This window comes from Corynebacterium sp. TAE3-ERU16, from assembly GCF_019209935.1.
Lineage (GTDB): Bacteria > Actinomycetota > Actinomycetes > Mycobacteriales > Mycobacteriaceae > Corynebacterium > Corynebacterium antarcticum.
The window spans coordinates 56,456-77,116 of record NZ_JAHUTN010000005.1 but is presented as its reverse complement, the minus strand read 5'-3'; the positions used below and the strand labels follow the sequence as shown (position 1 = coordinate 77,116).

General features: G+C 66.4%; 18 protein-coding genes and 5 tRNA genes. 9 read left to right on the top strand and 14 right to left on the bottom strand.

Features of this window, described 5'->3' with window-relative positions; genetic code table 11:
* Window positions 1–13: 13 nt before the first annotated feature.
* The 7 genes from pgsA to KRX55_RS06675 all read right to left on the bottom strand — a co-directional run bounded on the left by pgsA (window position 14) and on the right by KRX55_RS06675 (window position 6,739).
* The gene (gene pgsA / locus KRX55_RS06705; protein ID WP_218406995.1) at window positions 14–664 is read right to left on the bottom strand and encodes a phosphatidylinositol phosphate synthase; all 651 of its coding nucleotides are present in this window, start codon (window positions 662–664) and stop codon (window positions 14–16) included.
* Window positions 657–1,283, bottom strand: coding sequence for an HIT family protein (locus tag KRX55_RS06700; RefSeq protein ID WP_218406994.1), 627 nt, complete (start codon window positions 1,281–1,283; stop codon window positions 657–659). The genes pgsA and KRX55_RS06700 overlap by 8 nt, the downstream gene beginning before the upstream one ends.
* Window positions 1,255–3,240: a threonine--tRNA ligase gene (gene thrS / locus KRX55_RS06695; protein ID WP_255567635.1), complete on the bottom strand. Its 1,986-nt coding sequence runs from the start codon at window positions 3,238–3,240 to the stop codon at window positions 1,255–1,257. The genes KRX55_RS06700 and thrS overlap by 29 nt, the downstream gene beginning before the upstream one ends.
* Before the next feature lie 310 nt (window positions 3,241–3,550).
* The gene (locus tag KRX55_RS06690; RefSeq protein WP_218406992.1) at window positions 3,551–4,852 is read right to left on the bottom strand and encodes a Dyp-type peroxidase; all 1,302 of its coding nucleotides are present in this window, start codon (window positions 4,850–4,852) and stop codon (window positions 3,551–3,553) included.
* Between the two features lie 153 nt (window positions 4,853–5,005).
* Window positions 5,006–5,737 (bottom strand): copper chaperone PCu(A)C, encoded by a 732-nt coding sequence (locus tag KRX55_RS06685; RefSeq protein ID WP_218406991.1) that lies wholly within the window; start codon window positions 5,735–5,737, stop codon window positions 5,006–5,008.
* A gap of 7 nt (window positions 5,738–5,744) precedes the next feature.
* Complete coding sequence (locus tag KRX55_RS06680; RefSeq protein ID WP_370625774.1) at window positions 5,745–6,350, bottom strand: copper resistance CopC family protein; 606 nt, start codon at window positions 6,348–6,350, stop codon at window positions 5,745–5,747.
* Between the two features lie 317 nt (window positions 6,351–6,667).
* Window positions 6,668–6,739: transfer RNA gene (locus KRX55_RS06675), tRNA-Val, on the bottom strand.
* A 305-nt stretch (window positions 6,740–7,044) separates the two neighbouring features.
* On the opposite strand from KRX55_RS06675, the gene KRX55_RS06670 reads away from it, so the two are divergent.
* The 7 genes from KRX55_RS06670 to msrB all read left to right on the top strand — a co-directional run bounded on the left by KRX55_RS06670 (window position 7,045) and on the right by msrB (window position 10,041).
* Window positions 7,045–7,117 (top strand) — tRNA-Gly (locus KRX55_RS06670).
* A gap of 30 nt (window positions 7,118–7,147) precedes the next feature.
* Window positions 7,148–7,221 (top strand) — tRNA-Cys (locus KRX55_RS06665).
* Window positions 7,222–7,234: 13 nt separating this feature from the next.
* Window positions 7,235–7,306, top strand: a tRNA-Val gene (locus tag KRX55_RS06660).
* 32 nt (window positions 7,307–7,338) lie between these two features.
* Window positions 7,339–7,411, top strand: a tRNA-Gly gene (locus KRX55_RS06655).
* A 108-nt stretch (window positions 7,412–7,519) separates the two neighbouring features.
* Window positions 7,520–8,287, top strand: a complete 768-nt coding sequence (locus KRX55_RS06650; protein ID WP_218406990.1) for a pyrimidine reductase family protein — start codon at window positions 7,520–7,522, stop codon at window positions 8,285–8,287.
* A gap of 30 nt (window positions 8,288–8,317) precedes the next feature.
* Window positions 8,318–9,631 carry a glycosyltransferase family 87 protein gene (locus KRX55_RS06645; RefSeq protein WP_370625773.1) on the top strand — a complete coding sequence of 438 codons (1,314 nt, stop codon included), beginning with the start codon at window positions 8,318–8,320 and terminating at the stop codon, window positions 9,629–9,631.
* Entirely contained in the window at window positions 9,628–10,041 is a 414-nt protein-coding gene (gene msrB / locus KRX55_RS06640) for a peptide-methionine (R)-S-oxide reductase MsrB (protein WP_218406989.1), read from the top strand. The genes KRX55_RS06645 and msrB overlap by 4 nt, the downstream gene beginning before the upstream one ends.
* A gap of 75 nt (window positions 10,042–10,116) precedes the next feature.
* Here msrB and hemQ read toward each other — a convergent pair whose 3' ends face one another.
* Window positions 10,117–10,818 (bottom strand): hydrogen peroxide-dependent heme synthase, encoded by a 702-nt coding sequence (hemQ, locus tag KRX55_RS06635; protein ID WP_218406988.1) that lies wholly within the window; start codon window positions 10,816–10,818, stop codon window positions 10,117–10,119.
* Between the two features lie 186 nt (window positions 10,819–11,004).
* Between hemQ and KRX55_RS06630 the strand changes: the two genes are divergently transcribed.
* A complete protein-coding gene (locus tag KRX55_RS06630; protein WP_370625772.1) occupies window positions 11,005–11,646 on the top strand; it encodes a DUF3000 domain-containing protein in 642 nt (213 codons plus the stop codon).
* A 16-nt stretch (window positions 11,647–11,662) separates the two neighbouring features.
* Here the strand turns inward: KRX55_RS06630 and KRX55_RS06625 are convergent, their stop codons facing one another.
* The 4 genes from KRX55_RS06625 to KRX55_RS06610 are packed head-to-tail and all read right to left on the bottom strand — an operon-like array spanning window position 11,663 to window position 15,382.
* Window positions 11,663–12,418 carry an iron ABC transporter ATP-binding protein gene (locus tag KRX55_RS06625; protein ID WP_218406986.1) on the bottom strand — a complete coding sequence of 252 codons (756 nt, stop codon included), beginning with the start codon at window positions 12,416–12,418 and terminating at the stop codon, window positions 11,663–11,665.
* A complete protein-coding gene (locus KRX55_RS06620; protein ID WP_370625771.1) occupies window positions 12,415–13,440 on the bottom strand; it encodes an iron chelate uptake ABC transporter family permease subunit in 1,026 nt (341 codons plus the stop codon). Before KRX55_RS06620 ends, KRX55_RS06625 begins: the two co-directional genes overlap by 4 nt.
* Window positions 13,427–14,368, bottom strand: a complete 942-nt coding sequence (locus KRX55_RS06615) for an ABC transporter permease (RefSeq protein WP_218406984.1) — start codon at window positions 14,366–14,368, stop codon at window positions 13,427–13,429. The genes KRX55_RS06620 and KRX55_RS06615 overlap by 14 nt, the downstream gene beginning before the upstream one ends.
* A gap of 9 nt (window positions 14,369–14,377) precedes the next feature.
* Complete coding sequence (locus KRX55_RS06610; RefSeq protein ID WP_218406983.1) at window positions 14,378–15,382, bottom strand: siderophore ABC transporter substrate-binding protein; 1,005 nt, start codon at window positions 15,380–15,382, stop codon at window positions 14,378–14,380.
* Window positions 15,383–15,756: 374 nt separating this feature from the next.
* Here KRX55_RS06610 and KRX55_RS06605 point away from each other — a divergent pair, with 374 nt between their 5' ends.
* On the top strand, window positions 15,757–16,962 hold the full coding sequence (locus KRX55_RS06605) for a ribonuclease D (protein ID WP_218406982.1): 1,206 nt from the start codon (window positions 15,757–15,759) through the stop codon (window positions 16,960–16,962).
* A gap of 12 nt (window positions 16,963–16,974) precedes the next feature.
* On the opposite strand, the gene dxs is transcribed toward KRX55_RS06605, so the two are convergent.
* On the bottom strand, window positions 16,975–18,957 hold the full coding sequence (gene dxs, locus KRX55_RS06600) for a 1-deoxy-D-xylulose-5-phosphate synthase (protein ID WP_218406981.1): 1,983 nt from the start codon (window positions 18,955–18,957) through the stop codon (window positions 16,975–16,977).
* A 353-nt stretch (window positions 18,958–19,310) separates the two neighbouring features.
* Window positions 19,311–20,624, bottom strand: coding sequence for a class I SAM-dependent RNA methyltransferase (locus KRX55_RS06595; protein ID WP_218406980.1), 1,314 nt, complete (start codon window positions 20,622–20,624; stop codon window positions 19,311–19,313).
* Window positions 20,625–20,661: the final 37 nt, after the last annotated feature.

The window sequence follows — 20,661 nt, the reverse complement described above, 5'->3', positions numbered from 1 at the left end:
GTACAGGTGTCTCCTAGGTTTTGTAGCTGCGGGCGCCGGCCGGTGGAGCGGTTCTCTCCGAGGCGCCCGTTGACCGTGCCGCGAATCTGAGTCGCTGGATCACGGTGAGGACCGTGCCCACCGCGAGGACGGACAGGGCGATCTCGATGGCCCACGGAACACCGAGGCCGGTGAGTCCGATCCCGAGGAGACCGAGTATAAGCCGTTCCGGGCGTTCGATGAGCCCACCGACGATCTTGAGCCCCGAAGCTTCGCCACGGGCCTTCACGTAGGAGATGACCTGGGAACCCACCAGAACCACCAGCGCCGCGACGACCACCGGGGCCGCGGCCCGGTGCGTGTAGATGAGCCACCAGGTGATCGCACCGAACAGCGCGCCGTCGGTTATGCGGTCGCACGTGGCGTCCAGGGTGGCCCCGTACTTCGTGCCACCGCCCCGCATCCGCGCCATCGTCCCGTCGATCATGTCGAACGCCGAGAACAGACCGGTCAACACAGCCGCGGCGAACAGGTGCCCGGTGGGGATGAGGATCACGGCGAGGGCGATCGTCAGCGACGCCGAAGCCACCGTGATCGTGTTCGGGGAGATCCCCAGCCTGAGCATCGCCCGTGCGACGGGTTCCACCACAACTGCCGCCGGACGCCGGCCTCGTGCACTAAGCATTCGTCACTCCCGATGTGTTCTCCAGTCCCGCCCACGCCTCAGCCAGCAGCTTCCTGGTGTCACGCAGCAGCTGCGGCAGCACCTTGGTGCCGCTGATGACCGTCATGAAGCTGGCGTCCCCGGCCCACCGTGGGACGATGTGCAGGTGCAGGTGGTCCCCGACGGAGCCCCCGGAGGCCCGGCCCAGGTTCAGCCCGACGTTGATGGCGTCCGGGTGCGACACCGACTTCACGGCCCGCACGGCGGTCTGCGCGAACGCCATCAGCTCTCCGGACTCCTCGGCGGTGAGGTCCTCGAGGTTCGCCACCTTGCGGTAGGGGACGACCATCATGTGCCCGGAGTTGTACGGGTACAGATTGAGGACGCAGTAGACAGACTCGCCCCGGGCGACGATGAGCCCTTCCTCATCGTCGAGCTCGGGAATCCTCAGGAAGGGATCCCGCCGGTCGGTGGAGGCTCCGGCTTCCGAACGGCTCTCCGCGCCGGAGTCGGCGATGTAGCTCATCCGGTACGGCGCCCAGAGCCGGACGAGGCGGTCGGGAACCCCCGCGCCCCGGTCGATCACGGCTCCCTCGGGCACCCGTTCGTCATCAGCGGCGTTCCGCAAGGCGTTCCTCATTCGGTTGATCGTTGATCCGGTCCCGCACCCAGGCGGTGATCAGTTCGACCGCCTGGTCGACCGGGACCCCGTTGACCTGGCTACCATCCAGGAACCGGAAGCTCACCGCCCCCGCTTCCACGTCCCGGGCGCCGGCGAGGAGCATGAAGGGGACCTTGCCGGTGGTGTGGTTGCGGATCTTCTTCTGCATCCTGTCGTCGGAGGTGTCGACCTCCGCACGGATACCTGCGCGGCGGAGCCGCTCGCAGACCGACTCGAGGTGCGGTGCGAAGTCGTCGGCCACGGGGATACCGACCACCTGGTGCGGAGCGAGCCACGCGGGGAATGCACCGGCGTAGTGCTCGAGGAGGACACCGAAGAACCGCTCGATCGAGCCGAACAGGGCCCGGTGGATCATGATCGGGCGCTTCTTGGTCCCGTCGGAGGCCGTGTACTCGAGGTTGAACCGTTCGGGCAGGTTGAAGTCGAGCTGCACGGTCGACATCTGCCAGGTCCTTCCGATGGCGTCCCTGGCCTGGACGGAGATCTTCGGCCCGTAGAACGCGGCTCCGCCCGGGTCCGGGACGAGCTCCAGGCCGGAGTTGTGGGCGACGCGCTCGAGAATCGCCGTGGACCGCTCCCAGATCTCGTCGGACCCGACGCTCTTGTCGTCGTCACGGGTCGACAGTTCCAGGTAGAAGTCGTCGAGTCCGTAGTCGCGGAGCAGCGAGATGACGAACTCCAGGACCGTCGTCAGTTCGGTCTCGAGCTGATCGTCGGTGCAGTAGATGTGGGCGTCGTCCTGGGTGAATCCCCGGGCGCGGGTGAGTCCGTGGATCACGCCGGACTTCTCGTAGCGGTAGACGGTTCCGAACTCGAACAACCGCAGCGGCAGCTCCCGGTAGCTCCGCCCACGGGACGCGAAGATCAGGTTGTGCATCGGGCAGTTCATGGGCTTGGCGTAGTAGTCCTGCGCCTGCTTGGTCACGTTGCCGTCGGCGTCCGTCTCCCCGTCGAGCTGCATCGGCGGGAACATGCCGTCGGCGTAGAAGTCGAGGTGACCGGACTTCGCGAAGAGCTCGCCCTTGGTCAGGTGCGGCGTGTTGACGAAGCTGTATCCGGCGTTGATGTGCCTCCTGCGGGAGTGCTCCTCCATCTCCAGACGGACGATGCCGCCGTTCGGGTGGAACACCGGGAATCCGGATCCGATCTCATCGGGGAAACTGAACAGGTCGAGTTCGGTGCCCAGCCGCCGGTGGTCACGCTTCTCAGCCTCGGCGAGCATCGTCTGGTACTCCTCGAGGGCCTCCTTCGTCTCCCAGGCCGTGCCGTAGATCCGCTGGAGACCGGCGTTGCGCTGGTCGCCACGCCAGTAGGCCGCGGAGCTGCGGGTCAGCGCGAAGGCCGGGATGTAGCGCGTCGTCGGGACGTGTGGCCCACGACAGAGGTCGTACCACTCGGGTTCTCCGGTGCGGGGATTGACGTTGTAGTAGCCGGTCAGCTCGCCTGCACCGACCTCCGTCGCCTCATCCGAATCGGGATCGACGGAACCCTTGTCCTCGATCAGCTCGAGTTTGTAGGGCTCACCCGCGAGTTCCTCCCGCGCGGCGTCGAGGCTCGGGTAGACACGGCGCTCGAACCTCTGGCCCGACTTGATGATCTTCTTCATCCGCTTCTCCAGCGTACGGAGATCCTCCGGGGTGAACGGTTCCGCGGCGTCGAAGTCGTAGTAGAAACCACCGTCGATCGCGGGACCGATACCTAGCTTCGTTCCGGGGAACTCGGCCTGGACCGCCTGTGCGAGAACGTGTGCGCAGGAGTGCCGGATGACCGACCGACCGGCCTCGGTGTTCGCGGGGACGGGGAAGAATGCGGAATCCGCATCCGGAACGTGGGAGAGGTCGAAAAGGGCCCCGTCCGCGTCAGCGACACAGACGATGGCGTCCTCCCCCTTGTTCGGGAGCTCCAGTTCCCGCATCGCCGCACCGACGGCGGTGCCAGCGGGAACCCGGAATGACGGGTGGGATCCGTGTTGAGAATTATCTGTCGTGCACACGATGCTGGTCGCGCTCCTTCTTGCGCTCGGCGGGACCGGCATACCTGGCCGGCTCCCGTTCACGGTGGTGGGACAGTCCCGTCCGGCAACGGTGTGCACCGGTTGCGAACGGCCCCCGCGCCAGGACGTCAGGTGGACCGACGCCGACCCGATTCACCTCCGGGTTACGCGATGCGTCACGGCGGTTGGACCGGACCGGCCGAACTGTCAGCCATCATCTTAGCCCGCCCGATCAATCCTCGAGCAGCGCGGCTCCCCAGTAGGCGTCGCGCCCGGTGTCGTTCCGGCCAGTTCCACGTTCCTCGTCCGTCACCCCGGGCGGGCAGGCGAACACCGCGGAGCCGATGTGGGTGATCCACTGGTTGAGCCTGTCCTTCTCGTCGAGCCGGCGCTGGATCGGTACGAACTGGTGGAGGGGGTTCTTCTGGAAGCAGATGAAGATGAGGCCCGCGTTCGATGTCTGTCCGCTCCCCGGTTCCGGAGGAAGGTCGTAGTTGAAGGCACGTCTCCTGATCTTCTGGTGCGGCGCATCGTCCGGATTCGTGGAACGGGCGACGTGGCTCGCCGGATCGATCACCGGTAGACCGTAGGAGTCGGTCTCCTCGAAGTCGGGCGTGTCGAACTCCCGCTCACCCGTCAACGGCGCCCCGCTGTCCAGGGTCCGCCCCATGACGACCTCCCGTGACGTACGGTCGAGCATCTCCCACTCATCAAGGTTCATCGCGACACGTCGGACGACGAGAGCGGTGCCGCCCCGGAGCCAGTCGGCTCCCTCGTCGATCCAGACGATGTCGTCGAACTCCTCCCGCGTCCGCGGGTTGACCGTGCCGTCCTTCTGGCCGAACAGGTTCCGTGGTGTCGCGTTGTCCGGGCGGGTTCCGTCGGAATTGAGGAACCCCTGCTGGAACCAGCGCACCGAGACGTAGTCGACACCGGCCCTGATCATGTGGCGCGTGGCGTGGGACAGCGTGACCGGATCGTCGGAGCACAACTGGAGCACCACATCGGCCTCCCCCCACCTGTCATCCAGCTTGTCGCGGGAGAATGCCGGAAGTGGCCCCAGCCATTCCGGCCGGGCGTCGGGGCGTCCGATGATGTCGAAGAAGGTGGCTCCGAAACCACAGGTGACGGTGAGATTGGCGGGGGCATCGACCATCTCCGGTTCAAGGTCACCGAGCGGTGCCCTGCCCTCACACAATCTGCGCGCGTCCTCCGTCCACAGCCGCATGAGCCGGCGGGCCGCCCCCCTGTCCGCCTCCCCCCGGAAGCTGAAGGCCACGAGGTTGAGGTGGGCCTGGAACGGGGTCGCTATGCCGGCCTGGTGTTCGCCGCCGAACGGGACCTTCTCACTCCCGAGCCTGGAGGCCTCCCCTTCGCGGTCGCCGGGGACCTCGATCCCCGGTTCCAGATCTCGCGCGGTGTCCGGGGCACAGGCGGCGAGCCCGGCCCCGGCGGCACCCGCGGACAGCCCCGCCAGAAATCCGCGGCGGGACAGTGAGTGCGGGACGGGACAGGATCTGCTCTCGTGAGGCATGAGATATCGCCGGTCTTTCAGAGTGGAACGATCGCGGGTTGGAACTGGTGGTCTGGTGGGCCCGGCACCCTGCGCGTCGAATGCCGGATCATCGTCCCGGCCGAAGGCCACGGCCCCGCCTTCGGCGGACCGTGGCCCCGCACCGGAGCGGACTCACTTGTCGTTGTCGTGGTCCATGTCGTGATGCATGTCGTGGTCACCGTGTGCGGAGTCCGATCCGTACTCCTCTTCTCCTGCCGCGATGGCACGAACCGGCACATCCTTGACGACGACCTTCGACCCGTCGGAGAACTCCAGGGTGACGTCGACGGTCGAACCTGCCTCGACGGCCCCGTCGTAATTCAGGATCATCAGGTGGTCGGCACCGGGTTCGAGGACGTGCTTACCGCCGGCCTTGATGGTGATGCCGCCCTTCTTCTCCTGCATCTTTCCGTCGACCACCTCATGGATCTCGTAGTCGGCCTTACCGAGCGACGTGGTGAACCCGGTCAGGTTGATCTCGTGATCCGTGTGGTTCTCCAGCATGCCGAAGATCGCGGTCATACCGGCACCGGCGGGCATGGCCTTCACGAAACCGTCGTGGAGGTGGACGGTCTCCGCCGTGAGTGTTCCCTCGGCGGCGTCCTTGGCGTCCTCGGCACCGTCCTTCGCCTTCCGGCCCGCCTCCTCGGCGGCGTCCCTGGCGTCCTCGGCCCCCTCCTTCACCTTGTCGCCCGCGTCCTTGGCTGCATCCTTGGCGTCGTCACCGGCCTCGGCGGCCGCCGAGGTGACAGCGGATGCCGCGTCATCGACGGAGTCCTTGGTGGAATCCGAGCAGCCGGCGAGCGCGAACGCCGCAACGGCGAGGGTGGCGATGGAGATACGGCTGAGTGTACGGGTGGTCATGTGGGACTCACTTTCTCTTTTTGATGATCATGCCTGCGACCATGAGAAGAAGCAGGAGCAGACCGCCACCGACGGCGACGGCTGGAACTGGTGACGGGGACTCCGCTGAACCTGACCGGTCAGTGGAATCCCCCGAACTGGTTGCCGGTGATGAACCGGACGGCTCCGAGGGGGACGCCGCACCGTCCGACACTGTGAAGGTCGTCCGTCCCCGGGTGGCGTGACCGTCGGAGGACGTGATCTGGAAACCGACCGTGTAATGCCCCGGCCCAGGATGGATGTCCTCAGGCACTGTGACCGAGACAACCTGGTTGTCCAGCGCAGGTTCATCGCTGAACAGGACGGTGGAGGTGTCGGTGTCACTCACCGCAACTGTGTTGAAGCTGTCCCGGGGAATCCCCGAGAACTCGAGGACGATCTCGCGGGGGAACTCATCGACCGTGGCACCGTCGGCAGGCGTCGAGTCCAGGACAACGTCATGTGCGACCGCGACACCCCCGGACCAGGACGGACCCAGTCCTGACTGGCACCCGAGCACCATGACGGGGGTACACAGCGCAGTCACGACCAGAGCCGCACGTCTGCGGTGCCGATGTCCGTAATGTCGGGTCACAATCAACTCCATGATCGTCGGTTGGCGGCCTACCCCGGCCGGAAGCGTGGGACACCGTGGGGTTCCCGTCCCGTGAGAGCCTCCCACAGTAGTCGGCCACGGACCCGGAAAAGTTCCCGGAAACGGGAATCCACCTCAGCATCTCCACCACACCGTGGCCTCCGCGGCCCGGTGGCCGTTCGCGGTGGCCACGGCGGCGGATCTCCGTCATCCCCCATGGTACGCCGCGTGTGCGGAGGAACGGATGACGGGGGAAGCCTGCCATCAGCACGAACACACGAAGGCCCGGACACCTTGCGGTGTCCGGGCCGATAACGTGGTCCCAGCTGGGATCGAACCAGCGACCTTTCCGGTGTGAACGGAACGCTCTTCCACTGAGCCATGGGACCTCGGGCGAGTGCATCTCGTCCGCCCAGTAAGTTAACACGGTCACCGCACTCCCGCCTAATCCGCTGGTGACCCACCGGTGCATCTGTGACTCTCCCGATCACGCACCCCACGGTGGATACCGGACCCGATCCTCCGCGGAGTGGAGGACCCATGCCGGGAGGACCCCGGCCACCGGGCACCGGGAGACGACTCCGGGGGCGCCGGCCAGGCGCACCCCAGCAGCCGATTTGTGCCCCGGTCCCGAATACGGCTAGAGTTTGGTCTCGCACCACACCGGGTCCCCGGACCCACTTGTCGTCGCGATGCGGATGTAGCGCAGTTGGTAGCGCATCACCTTGCCAAGGTGAGGGTCGCGAGTTCGAGTCTCGTCATCCGCTCTGGTATGGTTCTCGTACCTGCACAGCCACGGTGGAATGGCCGAGTGGTGAGGCAACGGTCTGCAAAACCGTGCACACGGGTTCGATTCCCGTTTCCACCTCCAACTTCATAGTCCTGCGCGTTTAGCTCAGCGGGAGAGCGCTTCCCTGACACGGAAGAGGTCACTGGTTCGATCCCAGTATCGCGCACCGGAGTAGCACAGCTCCCTAAAACAGTGCGTGCGGATGTAGCGCAGTTGGTAGCGCATCACCTTGCCAAGGTGAGGGTCGCGAGTTCGAGTCTCGTCATCCGCTCTCCCCACAGCGGCCCGGCGTTCATCGCACGGGCCGCTGTTCCACGTCGTCCCCACCCCATTCCTCGTCCTTCCGGGACACCGTCCGGGCCGACTATCCTCACACCTCATGAGCGACTTTCCCCGCACGATCCCACCCGAGGAACTGATCGGGCCGGTGGAGCCGGTCGGACACGGGCAGATCCGCGCCGTCTCGGCCATAACTCTGACCGGCGCGACCGCGGTGTCCGGGACATCCGGTCCATTGGGCAACTCCACCGACGCGGCCCTGCTCCGCGCCCTACGTACCTGGAGCGATGTCGTTCTGGTCGGCGCGGAGACAGTCCGAGCCGAGAACTACGGTGGAGTGGCGGTCACCTCCGACGCCCGGGCCGGGCGGACATCCGACGGACGGGCGCCGGTACCGCCGATCGCGGTCGTCACCCGATCCTTCAATCTGTCGCCGGATTCCCGCCTTTTCCACGACACCGAGGTGACTCCGATCATTCTCGCGCCGGCTTCCGCGTGCGCGGAACGAGGCTTGTCCGGGGCACGGAAGGCGGTCACCGCCGCCGGCGGACGGATAGTGTCGACGGGAACCGGTGCACCCGATGAGATTGTCGGATGCCTCCGGAGTGCCGGATACCACAGGATCGTCTGCGAGGGCGGTGCGCAACTGCTCGGCCAGCTGGTGCGGGCCGGACTGATCGACGTGCACCACATCACCATCGACCCCAGTCTCACCCTTCCGGCGCATCCTCCGTTGATCGTCGACCCCGACTCCGGACCGGGCGGTACCCCGCAACGACATCCTCTGGGCCTCAGTGGAATTCAGGCGACGTCGGACGGATGTGTATTTCTCCGGTACAGCGGGAAACACACCGACCTCACTCCCTGATCAGGGAACTTTCCGCGGTATGGTGGGGCGGTGACCGACCTAGCCCGCTCCCGTTTGACCACGCTCTGGACCTCACCCGGTCCCCGGGTGACTCCGGCGACGCCGACGCCCAGGACCACCGGTTTCGACCGCGTGGCGAGAATGGTCTTCTGGCCTCTGTCACTCATGTTGATCGTCCACCGCGTCCTGGTGCTCTCGGTCAACGGGTCGGTGACAGACGATTTCTCCACGGTCTACTACGCCCTGCGCCGGTTCCATGAGGGTGTGCCGATCTACAACGAAACCTACCACCACGTCGATCCCCACTATCTCTATTCCCCGGGCGCCACGCTCGCGCTCTCGCCGCTGGGTCTGCTCACGGACTTCAGTTCCGCCCGGATGTGGTTCATCTGCCTCAACGCGGCCGCGATAGTGGCGGGTCTCGGCATACTGACGCGGATGTTCGGCTATGCACTGTCCTCGGCGGTGTTCCCTTCATCGGTGTTCTTCGCGTTCCTCACCGAGGCGGTCCGTAACACCCTGGTGTTCTCGAACATCAACGGCATCCTGCTCCTCGCCCTCGCCGGGTACCTCTACTGTCTGCTCCATGAACGGCGTTGGGCGGCGGGAATTCTCATCGGTCTCGCCATCCTCATCAAACCGATCTTCGCCCCTCTGCTCTTCCTGCCCCTCGTGAAACTCAACTGGCGGACCGTCTGCACCGGCGTACTGCTCCCCGCCGTCGTGAACGCCGTGGCCTGGCCCATCGTCCCCGGAGCCGGTGACTACATCACCCGGACCATTCCCTACCTGGGTGAGGTGCGGGACTACGCCAACAGCTCGCTACCCGGCATCGCGACCTACTACGGCATGCCCTGGTGGCAGGAGAAGTTCTGGTTCATCTTCTTCGCCGCCGTGATCGCGGTAGGAGTGGTCGTTCTCCTGCGCTGGCGGTACACCGATCCCCTGCTCTGGGTCAGCACCACGAGCGGACTGCTGCTCGCGGGTGTCTTCCTGCTCTCCTCCCTCGGGCAGATGTACTACTCGATGCTCCTGTTCCCCCTGCTGTTCACGGTACTGCTCCGTCGCTCCGCGATGCACTCCCCCGTCGCCTGGATCGCCGTCTACTGCTTCCTGTCCGCTGATGTGTGGTTCTCCGACGAATGGCTGGATCTCGGACGGGCGATGCACTATCTCAAGCCCACGGTGGGCTGGGCGCTGATCGTCACGACGATCACCGTCGCCGCGGTGGTCTGGTGGTGGCAGGAACGCGACGGTCGGGCGGCAACCGCATCGGAACCGCCCCATGCGGAACCCGGAGGTACCCGACCCCGACCTCGACCGCAACCGGAAGGACGACGATGACCGACTTCACACTGATCGGTGACGACGAGTGGCGCCGGCGGCTGAACGCCGAGGAGTACCGGGTACTCAGGCGTGCCGGGACCGAGGCACCCCACACCGGCGAGTACACCGACACGTTCACCGAGGGCGTGTACTCCTGCCGCGCGTGCGGAACGGAGCTGTTCCGTTCGACGGAGAAGTTCGCGGCGCACTGCGGCTGGCCCGCGTTCTTCTCGCCGCTGGCCGAAGATCGTGTCATCGAACGTCCGGACACCTCGCTGCCCGGGAGGCCCCGCGTCGAGGTTCTCTGCGCGGCCTGCGGGTCACATCTCGGACACGTGTTCACCGGCGAAGGCTACGACACCCCCACGGACCAGCGCTACTGCATCAACTCCATCTGCCTCACCCTCGAGGAGAGGCCGGTCCTCTAGCAACTGCAGAACAGACGCGCCCGTCCCTCTCCGGGGCGGACGGGCGCGATCTCTCCCGGCCGGTTCAGGTCACGGTCACGGGAGGACCGAGATGATCTCCTCGACATCATCGACGCGGCGTCCGGAGAAGAACGGGATCTCCTCACGGACATGTCGACGTGCCTCGGTGTACCGCATCCGGTACATCAGATCGACGATCCGGTGCATCTCCGGGGCCTCGAACGCGAGGATCCACTCGTAGTCGCCGAGTGAGAACGCGGGCACCGTGTTGGCCCGCACGTCCGGGAAGTCCCGGGCGGCCATGCCGTGCTCGACGAGGATCTTCCGGCGCTCGGCGTCGTCGAGCAGGTACCAGTCGTAGGAACGGACGAAGGGGTAGACCGAGATCCAGCGCCCCGGATCCTCCCCCATGATGAAGCTCGGGAGATGTGACTTGTTGAACTCGGCGGGGCGGTGCAGCGCGGTGCCGGTCCAGAACGGCTCGGAGCACCGGCCGAGTGTCGTGGTGCGACGGAAGTCGTTGTACGCCCGCTGGATGTCCTCGATCTCCTCGGCGTGCCACCAGATCATCACGTCGGCCTCCGCACGGAGTCCGGAGATGTCGTAGACTCCCCGGACCGTCACCGGACCGTCACCGAGCCCGCGGAAGAACTCTCTGGTGTCGGCGATCGCCTGTGCCCGGTCGTCGCCGAGTGCCCCGGGAATGATCCGGAAGGTGGCGAACTGGGAGTACTGCTGCATCGAGTTGAGTTTCTCGAAATCCTTGCGCTGGGCCACGGTGTTCGGGCTCCTTTCGTGGTGGGGTAGCCCCCGTCACGGGGCCTCCGGTAGACGCCGCCCACGGGTGTGGCCCGTCGACGGCTGCTGTCCTCCATCATAAGTTGGATGTCCGTCCACGGCCGCCACCACCCCGGTCGGCGCGCCTCCCCACTCATCCCGCGGGCGGGGGTTAGGTTTGGACCCGTGACCGAATCCGAAGCCCCCAAGCATCCCGCGGCCGCCGGGACATCGGCCGACACCGACGCACCGCAGCTGTTCAATGAGGCTGTCGAGTCGATGCACCGCGCACGGCTCCGCCCCGAGGTGACACTGGGAACGATCCGTCCACCGCAGCGGCTCGCCCCGTACAGTCATGCTGTCGGTCTCGAGGTCGAACGCCCCACTGACGGGGACGGTGTCGCGACGGACAGTGAGGGCGACGCATTCGGTCGGCTCATCCTTCTCCATGATCCCGGTGCCGAGGAAACGTGGGAGGGCCGGATGCGCCTCGTCGCCTACATCCAGGCGGACATGGATGACTCCGTCGCTGCTGATCCCCTTCTCCCCGACGTCGCCTGGGACTGGCTGAAGGAGTCACTGGGCCATTCGGGTGCCGCGTACACGAACCTCGGCGGCACGGTCACCTCGACCGCCTCGGTGCGGTTCGGGGACATCGGTGGCCCACCCCGCGCTTTCCAGGTGGAGATGCGGGCCTCGTGGACGGCCGTCGACGACGATCTCTCCGGCCACGTCACCGCTTTCGGCGAGTTGCTCGGCCATGTCGCCGGCCTGCCACCGGAGGGTGTCATCCCACTCACCAATCTCCACGGAACGCCCCGTTCCTGAGCGGCTTTTCCCCGGTTCAGAAGTAGACGGCCACCGGTCGGCCCGCCACCTCCGTGACAGTCAGATCGACGTCATAGAGGGAGGCCAGGTTCTCGGTGGTCATCAGCTCGGCGGGCGTGCAACAGTGTACCAGTCGCCCCTCCTTCATGGCGAGGATCCGGTCCGAGTACGCGGCCGCGAAGTTGATGTCGTGGATCACCACGACAACGGTCCGCCCGAGTTCCTCCGCCGTCCGGCGCAGTAGTTTCATCATCGCCAGTGAATGCTTGATGTCGAGGTTGTTGAGGGGCTCGTCGAGAAGGATGTAGTCGGTCTCCTGGGCCAGCACCATCGCGACGAAGGCGCGCTGCCGCTGACCACCGGACAGCTCATCGAGGTTACGTTCCGAGAATTCCTCGAGTTCCAGGTACGCCATGGCCCGGTCGATGGCTTCCTCATCCTCCCGTGTCAACCGTCCCGCGCTGTGCGGAAAACGTCCGAAGGCGACGAGTTCCCTCACCGTGAGCCGGACCGCGACCCGATTGTCCTGGCGCAGCACCGAGAGTATCTGCGCGAGTTTCTTCGACGGGGTGGTCGACACGTCGTGCCCGTCGACGCTCACCGATCCACCGTCGGACCGGATCAGCCGGCTGATTATCCCCAGCAGGGTCGACTTCCCGGCGCCGTTGGGGCCGATGACACTGGTCACTCCCCCGGCGGGGATGTCCACGCTGACGTCGTCGACGACCTTCTCGGAGTCGTATGTCTTGGTCACACCGGAAATCCGGATCAACGGCCCAGGCCTTTCTTTGACAGCAGCAGGTAGAGGAACAGCAGTCCGCCGGCGAACTCGATGATCACCGACAGTGAGGTGTCGAAGGAGAAGAGTCGGGCGAGCACCCACTGGCCGACGACGAGGAACACGACGCCGAGCGCGGATGCCACTGGAATCGTCCACCCGTGCCGGTCGCTCCGGACCAGCAGGTAGGCGAGATTGGCGACGAGAAGCCCGAAGAAGGTCACCGGGCCGACGAGCGACGTGGAGACACTGACCAGGACGGAGCACAGCACGAGGGCCGTGATCACCTCACGGCGGTGGTTCACACCGAGGGACACCGCGGTGTCCCGTCCGAGGAGCAGAACGTCGAGCCGCCTGCGACGCCGCAGGAAGATCCCGACGCACACGAGGGTCACCAGCCCCGCCCAGGGAAGCAGGTTCTTGTCGACCACCGAGAACGTCGCGAAGAACACATCCTGCAGGACCTGGTACTCCCCCGGGTCCAGCATGCGCTGCAGCAGAGCGGACAGCGATCGGAAGAACACGCCGGTCACGATCCCGATGAGCAGGAGCAGGTCGATGGAGGTCCGGCCTCCGGCGAACACCGTCCCGAACAACAGGAGCGAGAACCCCACCATGATGACCGTGTTGACGAGGAACATCACGGCGGACGGCACCGTCGAGAAGTACGTCGCGCCGAGCCAGTAGACGATGATCGTCTGGACGAGCAGATAGAGACTGTCGAAGCCCATCAACGCGGGTGTCAGGATCTTGTTGGCGGTGATCGTCTGGAACACCACCGTCGATGCCCCGATCGCGATGCCGACGATCACGAGACCGGCGACGGTGGAGAAGCGCAGTTTGAGCGCGAACTTCCAGGCCGAGGGAAGATCCCAGGTCAGGAAGAATACGACCCCCAGCACGGACAGGAGCACCAGTCCGGTGACGAGGAGTGCGCGGAATCTGTCGGCCCTGCGGCGGCGGGCGCGTCGGGCCTCGGCGAGGGTGTTCGGGCTCGTGGTTTCAGCAGCGGACACGGGCATTCCTCCGGTACAGGATCGCCAGGAAGATGGCGGCTCCGATGACACCCATGACGGTGCCTACGGGCATCTCGTAGGGGAAACGGATCATCCGGCCGAGGATGTCGCAGACCATGCACATCATCGCGCCGATCAGGGCGACCCAGGGAAGCGAACGCCTGGTGTTGTCCCCCATCACGGCACTCACCAGGTTCGGGACGACGAGCCCGAGGAACGGGATCGCACCGACGACGGTGACCGTCACCGCGGAGACGACGGCGACTACGGCCAGGCCGAACGTCTCCACGGCGCGGGCGTTGATGCCGGCGTTGACGGCGTAGGAGTGGCCGAGACCGAGGATCGTGAATCGGTCGGCTGCCACGTAGCTGACGATCACCAGGATCCCGATGATCCACAGCAGTTCGTAGCGGCCCCGGAGCACGCCCGCGTAGCTACCCAACTGCCAGGAGCCGAGGGACTGGAGCAGCCCGTAGTTGTAGGCGATGAAGGTGGCCACCGCCCCGATGACACTGCCGAGCATGATGCCCACCAGCGGGACGGTGAACAGGCCGGGGTTCGGTATCCGCCGGATGGCCCCGAGGAAGAGGGTGGTTCCGGCGAGAGCGGTCAACGACGCCGCCGCCATCTTCCACCCGATGGGCGCGGCCGGGAAGAAGAGGCTGACCAGGAGCAGGCCGAGTGCCGCGGACTCCGTCGTACCGACCGTCGACGGTTCGACGAACCGGTTGCGCGCCAGCAGCTGCATGAGCAGCCCGGCCACGGCGATGGTCGCGCCCGAGAGCAGGATGGCGACGGTCCGCGGTATCCGCGAGACCACCATGATGCGCCAGTCGGAGTCGGCGACGCCCACCAGCAGACTGACGGCGGACAGTGCCGCCAGCGTCAGTACCGCGGGAAGCAGCAGGGTCGTTGAGTTGAATCTCATCCCGGCCGGCTATCCCCTGTATGCGCTTCCGACCGACTCGACCATCTGGTCCACGGTGTGCAGCCCGCCGGGAACCAGGTACCAATCGGTCGGATCGAGGTAGACGATGTTGCCGTTCTTGGCGGCCTTCGTGTTGTTGATCAGTTCGTTGTCCAGGGTGGCCTCGGCGGTGCTCCCGTCACGTCCGACCGCAGCGTCGCGGTCGATGACGAAGAGGTAGTCGGGATCGGCGTCCGCGACGAACTCGAAGCTCACGGGATCACCGTGGGGACCGGCGTTCTCCAGACTTGCGGCGGGAACGAAGCCGAGGTCGAAAACCAGGCCGAAGCGTGAATCCTCCGAGAAGGTCGACAATTCACCGCCGTTGGTCATGATGACGAGGGCGGTCGGCTCAGTGGCGGAGATCTTCTCCCTGTAGGCGGCCGCCTTCTCCTCGATCTCCTCTCCCTTTCTCTCCGCCTTCTCCCCGGCACCGAAGGCTGACCCGATGATCTCGGCGGACTCGGCGTTCGACTCGAGGAAGTCACCGAACTCAACACTCATGTCGATGGTGGGGGCGATCTCGGACATCTGCGCGTACGTGCCGGCGGAACGGGTCCCGACGACAATGAGGTCCGGTTCGAGTGATGCGATCGCCTCGTAGTCGGGTTCGAAGAAGGAGCCGATGGTCTGCCTGTCCTCGTACCCCTCGAGAACTTCCGGATTCGCGCCGCCGGAGGCGACCGCCACGATCCGGTCACCGAAACCGAGTGCATCAAGGAAGTCGACGCCGGCGTAGTTCATGACGACGATCTTCTGCGGCTCAGCGGTGATCTCGGTCTCGCCCTGGCGGTGCTTCACCGTGACGGGGTACCGGGCCGCGACCTTTCCGTCGTCCGCCTTAGCGGCAGCCGAGCCGGCGCTGCTGGAACCGGTGGTACCGTTCTGGTCTGCGTCATCGCCGGCGGACGAGCAGCCTGCGAGTACGAATGCTGCAGCCACCGCGACAGCGGTGACACGGGTCCTGATTGTCATGTTCTTCCTTTTCCTTCAGCTGATCGCGTTGTCGGGTCCGCCCTCCTCACACCACTGGACGGCACCGGAATCAACCGGTGCCGGGCATCAACGGGCGACCCATGTTCCCGCCGAACACCGGAGGAGAGCCGTCGCCGGGCACACGGAACACAGCCGAACGACCGACGTGGCATCATTCCATTTGTGGACGGCCGTGCCAGGATAGCCCAGGCTCCCCTTATCTCTCCACCGAGGGAAACCACACCTGCCACAACCACCCCCGAACGTTCACGTTCCTTAACTGAGCCTAAACTACGAATAGAACGTTGTCGGTTGAGCCGTGCCATTTCCTGTGCGGACCATGAACGACATCTCACCCACTACACTTGGGTGTCATGTCTGTACCGCTGATCTCGCCCACCGGGGGAACTCCGGCCCTGATCGACTCCGCCGGAGCACTCAGCGACGCCGCGGACGCGTTGGCCGCGGGACGTGGCCCGATCGCCATCGACACCGAACGCGCCTCCGGATACCGCTACGACGAACGGGCCTTCCTGGTCCAGCTCCGTCGCCGCGACACCGGAACCGTACTCATCGACCCGGAGGGGCGACGCGCCGAGCTCCGGAAGGCACTCGCCCCGGTCCTCAACTCCGCGGGTTGGGTCATCCACGCGGCCCCCAGTGATCTGCCCTGTCTGGCCCGGCTCGGGCTGTACCCCGCCGACCTCTTCGACACCGAACTCGCCGGCCGACTCGCGGGAATGGACCGCGTCAACCTGGCCGCGATGGTCGAGGACGTCCTCGGCTACACGCTGTCCAAGGGCCACGGGCAGGAGGACTGGTCGACGAGACCGCTACCGGCGGAGTGGCTGGATTACGCGGCCCTGGACGTCGAGCTGCTCAACGAACTCGCCGAGGCCATGGCGGAGATACTCGACGCCGACGGAAAACTGGACTGGGCTGTCCAGGAGTTCCGGTACATCCGGGACACCCACGGACGAAACGCTCCCGCGAAACCCGCGACATGGGCGCAGGCCAAGGGGGTCAACGGTCTGAACCGACCCGAGCAGCGGGCCGTCGTGCGGGAGCTGTGGCTGGAGCGGGACAGGATCGCGAGACAGCGCGACTGTGCCGTCCACCGGATCCTAAAGACGCGAACCATGATCGAGATCGCGCGCAGACTCCCCGGATCGAGCGGGGATCTCGCCACCATCAGTGGTTTCCCGCGGCGCGACGAACGGGCGCGGACACGGTGGATGTCCGTCATCGACAGGGCACGTCGAAGCCCCCGTTCCTCCTGGCCTGAACCCCCACGACACGATTCCGACCACGTCCCGGGGAGATCGTCCCTGGCCTCCTACCCGGAGGTCAGGGAAACCCTGTCCCGGGTCCGGGACGCGCTGTCGGAGGTATCCCGTGAGGTCGAGGTGCCGTTGGAGAGCATTCTCGCCCCCGCCACCCTGCGGGCGGTGGTGTGGCACACGGTGGAGACCGGACGGATCCGGTCGACCGGACAGCTGGTGGACCACCTGGAGTCACTGGATGCCCGCCCCTGGCAGGTCGAACTGACCGTACCGGTTCTGGCCCGCGAGCTGATCTGAGCGATCCGCGGATCAGGCGTCGCCGCCCCGCCCGTCCGGTTCCACCCGGGGTTCGCCGAAGCCGATGGTGAGGAGCCAGGAGTCGACCTGCGTGGCGACCCCTTCCGCATCCAGTCCGAGTTCCCGCAGAATCTCTCCTCGGGAGGCGTGGTCGAGGAACCGTTCCGGGACGGCGAGGCGCCGGAGCGGGGTGTCGATCTCGCTGGCGTCGAGCGCCTCGGAGATCAGAGATCCGATTCCCCCGTGAATGACCCCGTCCTCGAGTGTGACGACGAGATCATGGTCCGCGGCCAGTGCGAGGACCGACGGAGCAACGGGGATCACCCACCGGGGGTCGATGACGGTCACGTCAACTCCCCGCTCCCCCAGTTCCTTCGCCGCTGCGACCGCGGTGTGCGCCATCGCCCCGACAGAGACGATGAGAACGGAGGGCGCCCCGGACGCGTCCGGGTCCTCCCCGTCGGCCCCACCGGAGTCCTCCCCGGGGTGGACGCAGTCCGAGTAGACGAGAACATCGACCCCGTCGCCGAGGGTGAATGACGCCGCGAGCTCGTCGGGCAGCGGTCCCTTCGGGAAACGCACCACGGTTGGACCGTCATCGATGTCCGTGGCCTCGCGGAGCAGCTCGGACAGACGCCGACCGTCACGGGGCGCCGCGACCCTGATTCCGGGGACGATCCCGGTGACCACCATGTCCCACACACCGTTGTGGCTCGCGCCGTCGGACCCCGTGACACCGGCGCGGTCGAGCACCAGCGTGACCGGAAGTCCGAGGAGGGCCACATCCATCAGCAGCTGGTCGAACGCCCGGTTGAGGAAGGTGGAATACACCGCCACCACCGGATGCAGGCCACCCAGCGCGAGACCGGCGGCCGAGGTCAGCGCATGCTGCTCCGCTATACCGACGTCGAAGAAGCGGTCCGGATACGCCTCCCCGAACCGGGACAGGCCCGTGGGTCCGGCCATGGCGGCGGTGATTGCTACGATGTCGTCGCGCTCCGCGGCTATCTCGACCAGATCGGCGGAGAACAGCCCCGTCCAACCGGGTGCCGAGACCCCCACGGCACGGCCGGTGGCGGGGTCCATGACTCCGGTGGAGTGCATCAGATCGGCCACGTTGTTCTCCGCGGGGGCGTAGCCACGCCCCTTCTCGGTCACGCAGTGCACGATGATCGGCCCCTGGTGCTCCCGGGCGTAGCGGAACGCGTTCTCCAGACTCTCCAGATCGTGGCCGTCGACCGGGCCGATGTACTTCATGCCCAGTTCGGGGAACATCTCGCTGGGGATGACGGAGTGCCTGACGCCCTCCTTGACCGCCCGGAGCGCCTCGAACGTGCGTCGGCCGACCCACCCCATCGAATTCAGGGTGGTTTTCCCCTGTTCCATGACGCGGTCGTAGAAGGGCTGCATCCGCAGTGAGGCGAGATTCTCCGCGAGACCACCGATGGTCGGCGAGTAGCTGCGACCGTTGTCGTTGACGACGATCACCACGCGGCGATCGTGGCCGGCCGCGATGTTGTTGAGGGCCTCCCAGCACATGCCGCCGGTAAGCGCCCCGTCCCCGACCACGGCCACAACCGTGCGATCGGTCTGGCCCGTGATCTCGAAGGCCTTGGCCAGTCCATCAGCGTAACTCAGCGACGCCGAGGCATGGGATGACTCCGTCCAGTCGTGCTCGCTCTCGCTCCGGCTGGTGTAGCCCGACAGACCACCCTTCTGCCGCAGCGAATCGAAGCGGTCCGCGCGCCCGGTGAGGATCTTGTGCACGTAGGACTGGTGGCTCGTGTCGAAGATCATCGGGTCAGCCGGGGAGTCGAACACCCGGTGCAGCGCGATGGTCAGTTCGATGACACCGAGGTTGGGCCCGAGGTGCCCACCCGTTGCGGAGACCTTCTCCACGAGGAACTCGCGAATCTCCTCCGCGAGTCCCTCCAACTCGAGATCACTGAGAGTACGGAGGTCAGCGGGAGTGTGGATGCGGTTGAGGATCTCCATTGGCGTGAGTCAGACACCTTTTCTTTCATCGGGCTCGGCCGGTGGGTGGCCGGGAGCCCCTGTTCGGGAGTGCCGTCCGGCTGGGAACGGCGCGGTCGTCGGGCAACTCGTTCACACTCGGGTCGCCTCCTCCGATCGGGGGACACGGTGTGTCCCCGCCGGTGCCCGTGACATGATCCGGCACGGACCCACGCTGTGGTGGCTGAGTCCGTCCGGCCCGTGAACGTCAGAATGGGCGGGACAGCCCGGGGGCGATCGTTCCGTCAATCCTACCCCGTGGCCATCGGCAGCTGCCATCGGGGACAGGGATGCCGGGCCCGGGAATCGGTTGCGGCGGGCGACGAACGGACGCCTCAGCGGGCGTCCGGGACGAGTAGACCGAAGGCCTCCAGGTGGTGGGTTCCGGGGAAGGCTCCGGCGACAGCCAGCCTGGACAGGTGGAAACCGCTCGAGTACCAGGCGGCGATGTCCCGGGCGAACGTGGCGGGGTCGCATCCCACGTGGACCACCGCAGCGGGATGCGCGGCGGCGATGACCGACACGGTTTCCGTACCCGCACCGGTCCGTGGCGGATCGAGCACCACCGCGCGGGGCGCCGGAAGCTGCGGTACTTCTGCGGCGACCTCCCCCGTCCTGAACTCCACCGGTAGATCCGCGAGCGCCGCACGACCGCATTCGGCGGCCATCCTCGACTGCTCGACGGAGATGACCGAGGCATCGGCGCGACCGGAACTGTCCCGCAGGACATCGAGCAGCGCGGGCGCGAACAGCCCGGCGCCGCCGTAGAGATCCCATCCGACGGGTGCCGCGGGGGCGGTCGTCTCCGCATCGGCGGCGTGGTCCAGGGCGCCCGCGAGCCAGGACCGGACCGTGGCGGTGAACGTCTCCGGGGCTTTCTCGTGTGCCTGCCAGAAGGCGGTGGCCGGGAGATGGTAGGTGTGTTCACCGACCTTCTCGGTGCAGACGCCACTTCCCTCCAGGGTGCGCCGGATCGCCTCCGTCCGGCGTCCGCGGGCGGCCCGCCGCGACTCGACCACGTGCCGGGCACCGGTGGAGTCGACGGCGACGATGAGTTCGGCGCCGGGGGTGAACCGCCCGGAACCGGGACCGACGATACCGTCGAGCATGCCCGGCAGAGCCTGCGTGCAGGGGATCGACAGCAGATCGTGACTGCCCGCGATTCTCGTCCCCGCATGTCCCGTGGCGTCCACCCCGAGCCGGACCCGCGTCCGCCAACCTGTGACGGGCTCGAGGGGAATGCTCTCGATGGCGGGGAGGTCGTCCCCGAGACGCCCGATCCGGCGCAGTTGGTCGAGCAGCACCGCGCGTTTGAGTTCGTCCTCGGATGCGGGGTCGACGTGACCGTAGTCGCAGCAGCCCGCGCCCCGTGCCGCAGCCGGACAACGCTGTCCGACACGGTGCGGTGACGACTGGACCACATCGATGATCCGCGCCGCGGTGAAGCGCTTCTTCACCTTGGTGATCTCCACCCGCAGGACGTCCCCGGGGAGGCCACCACGGACGAACACGATGCGACCGTCCGGCAGTTGTGCGATCCCCTCACCGCCGTGGGCCGGACGGTCGACACCCACGGTGACGCGGTCACCGACCTTGACGGAGCTCTGCTCCGTTCCGGCGGAGCTGTCGGGGGAGTTGTTTTCGGTCACTGGAGATCCAATCGGTTCGGGTAGGTTCAGGGGTTGG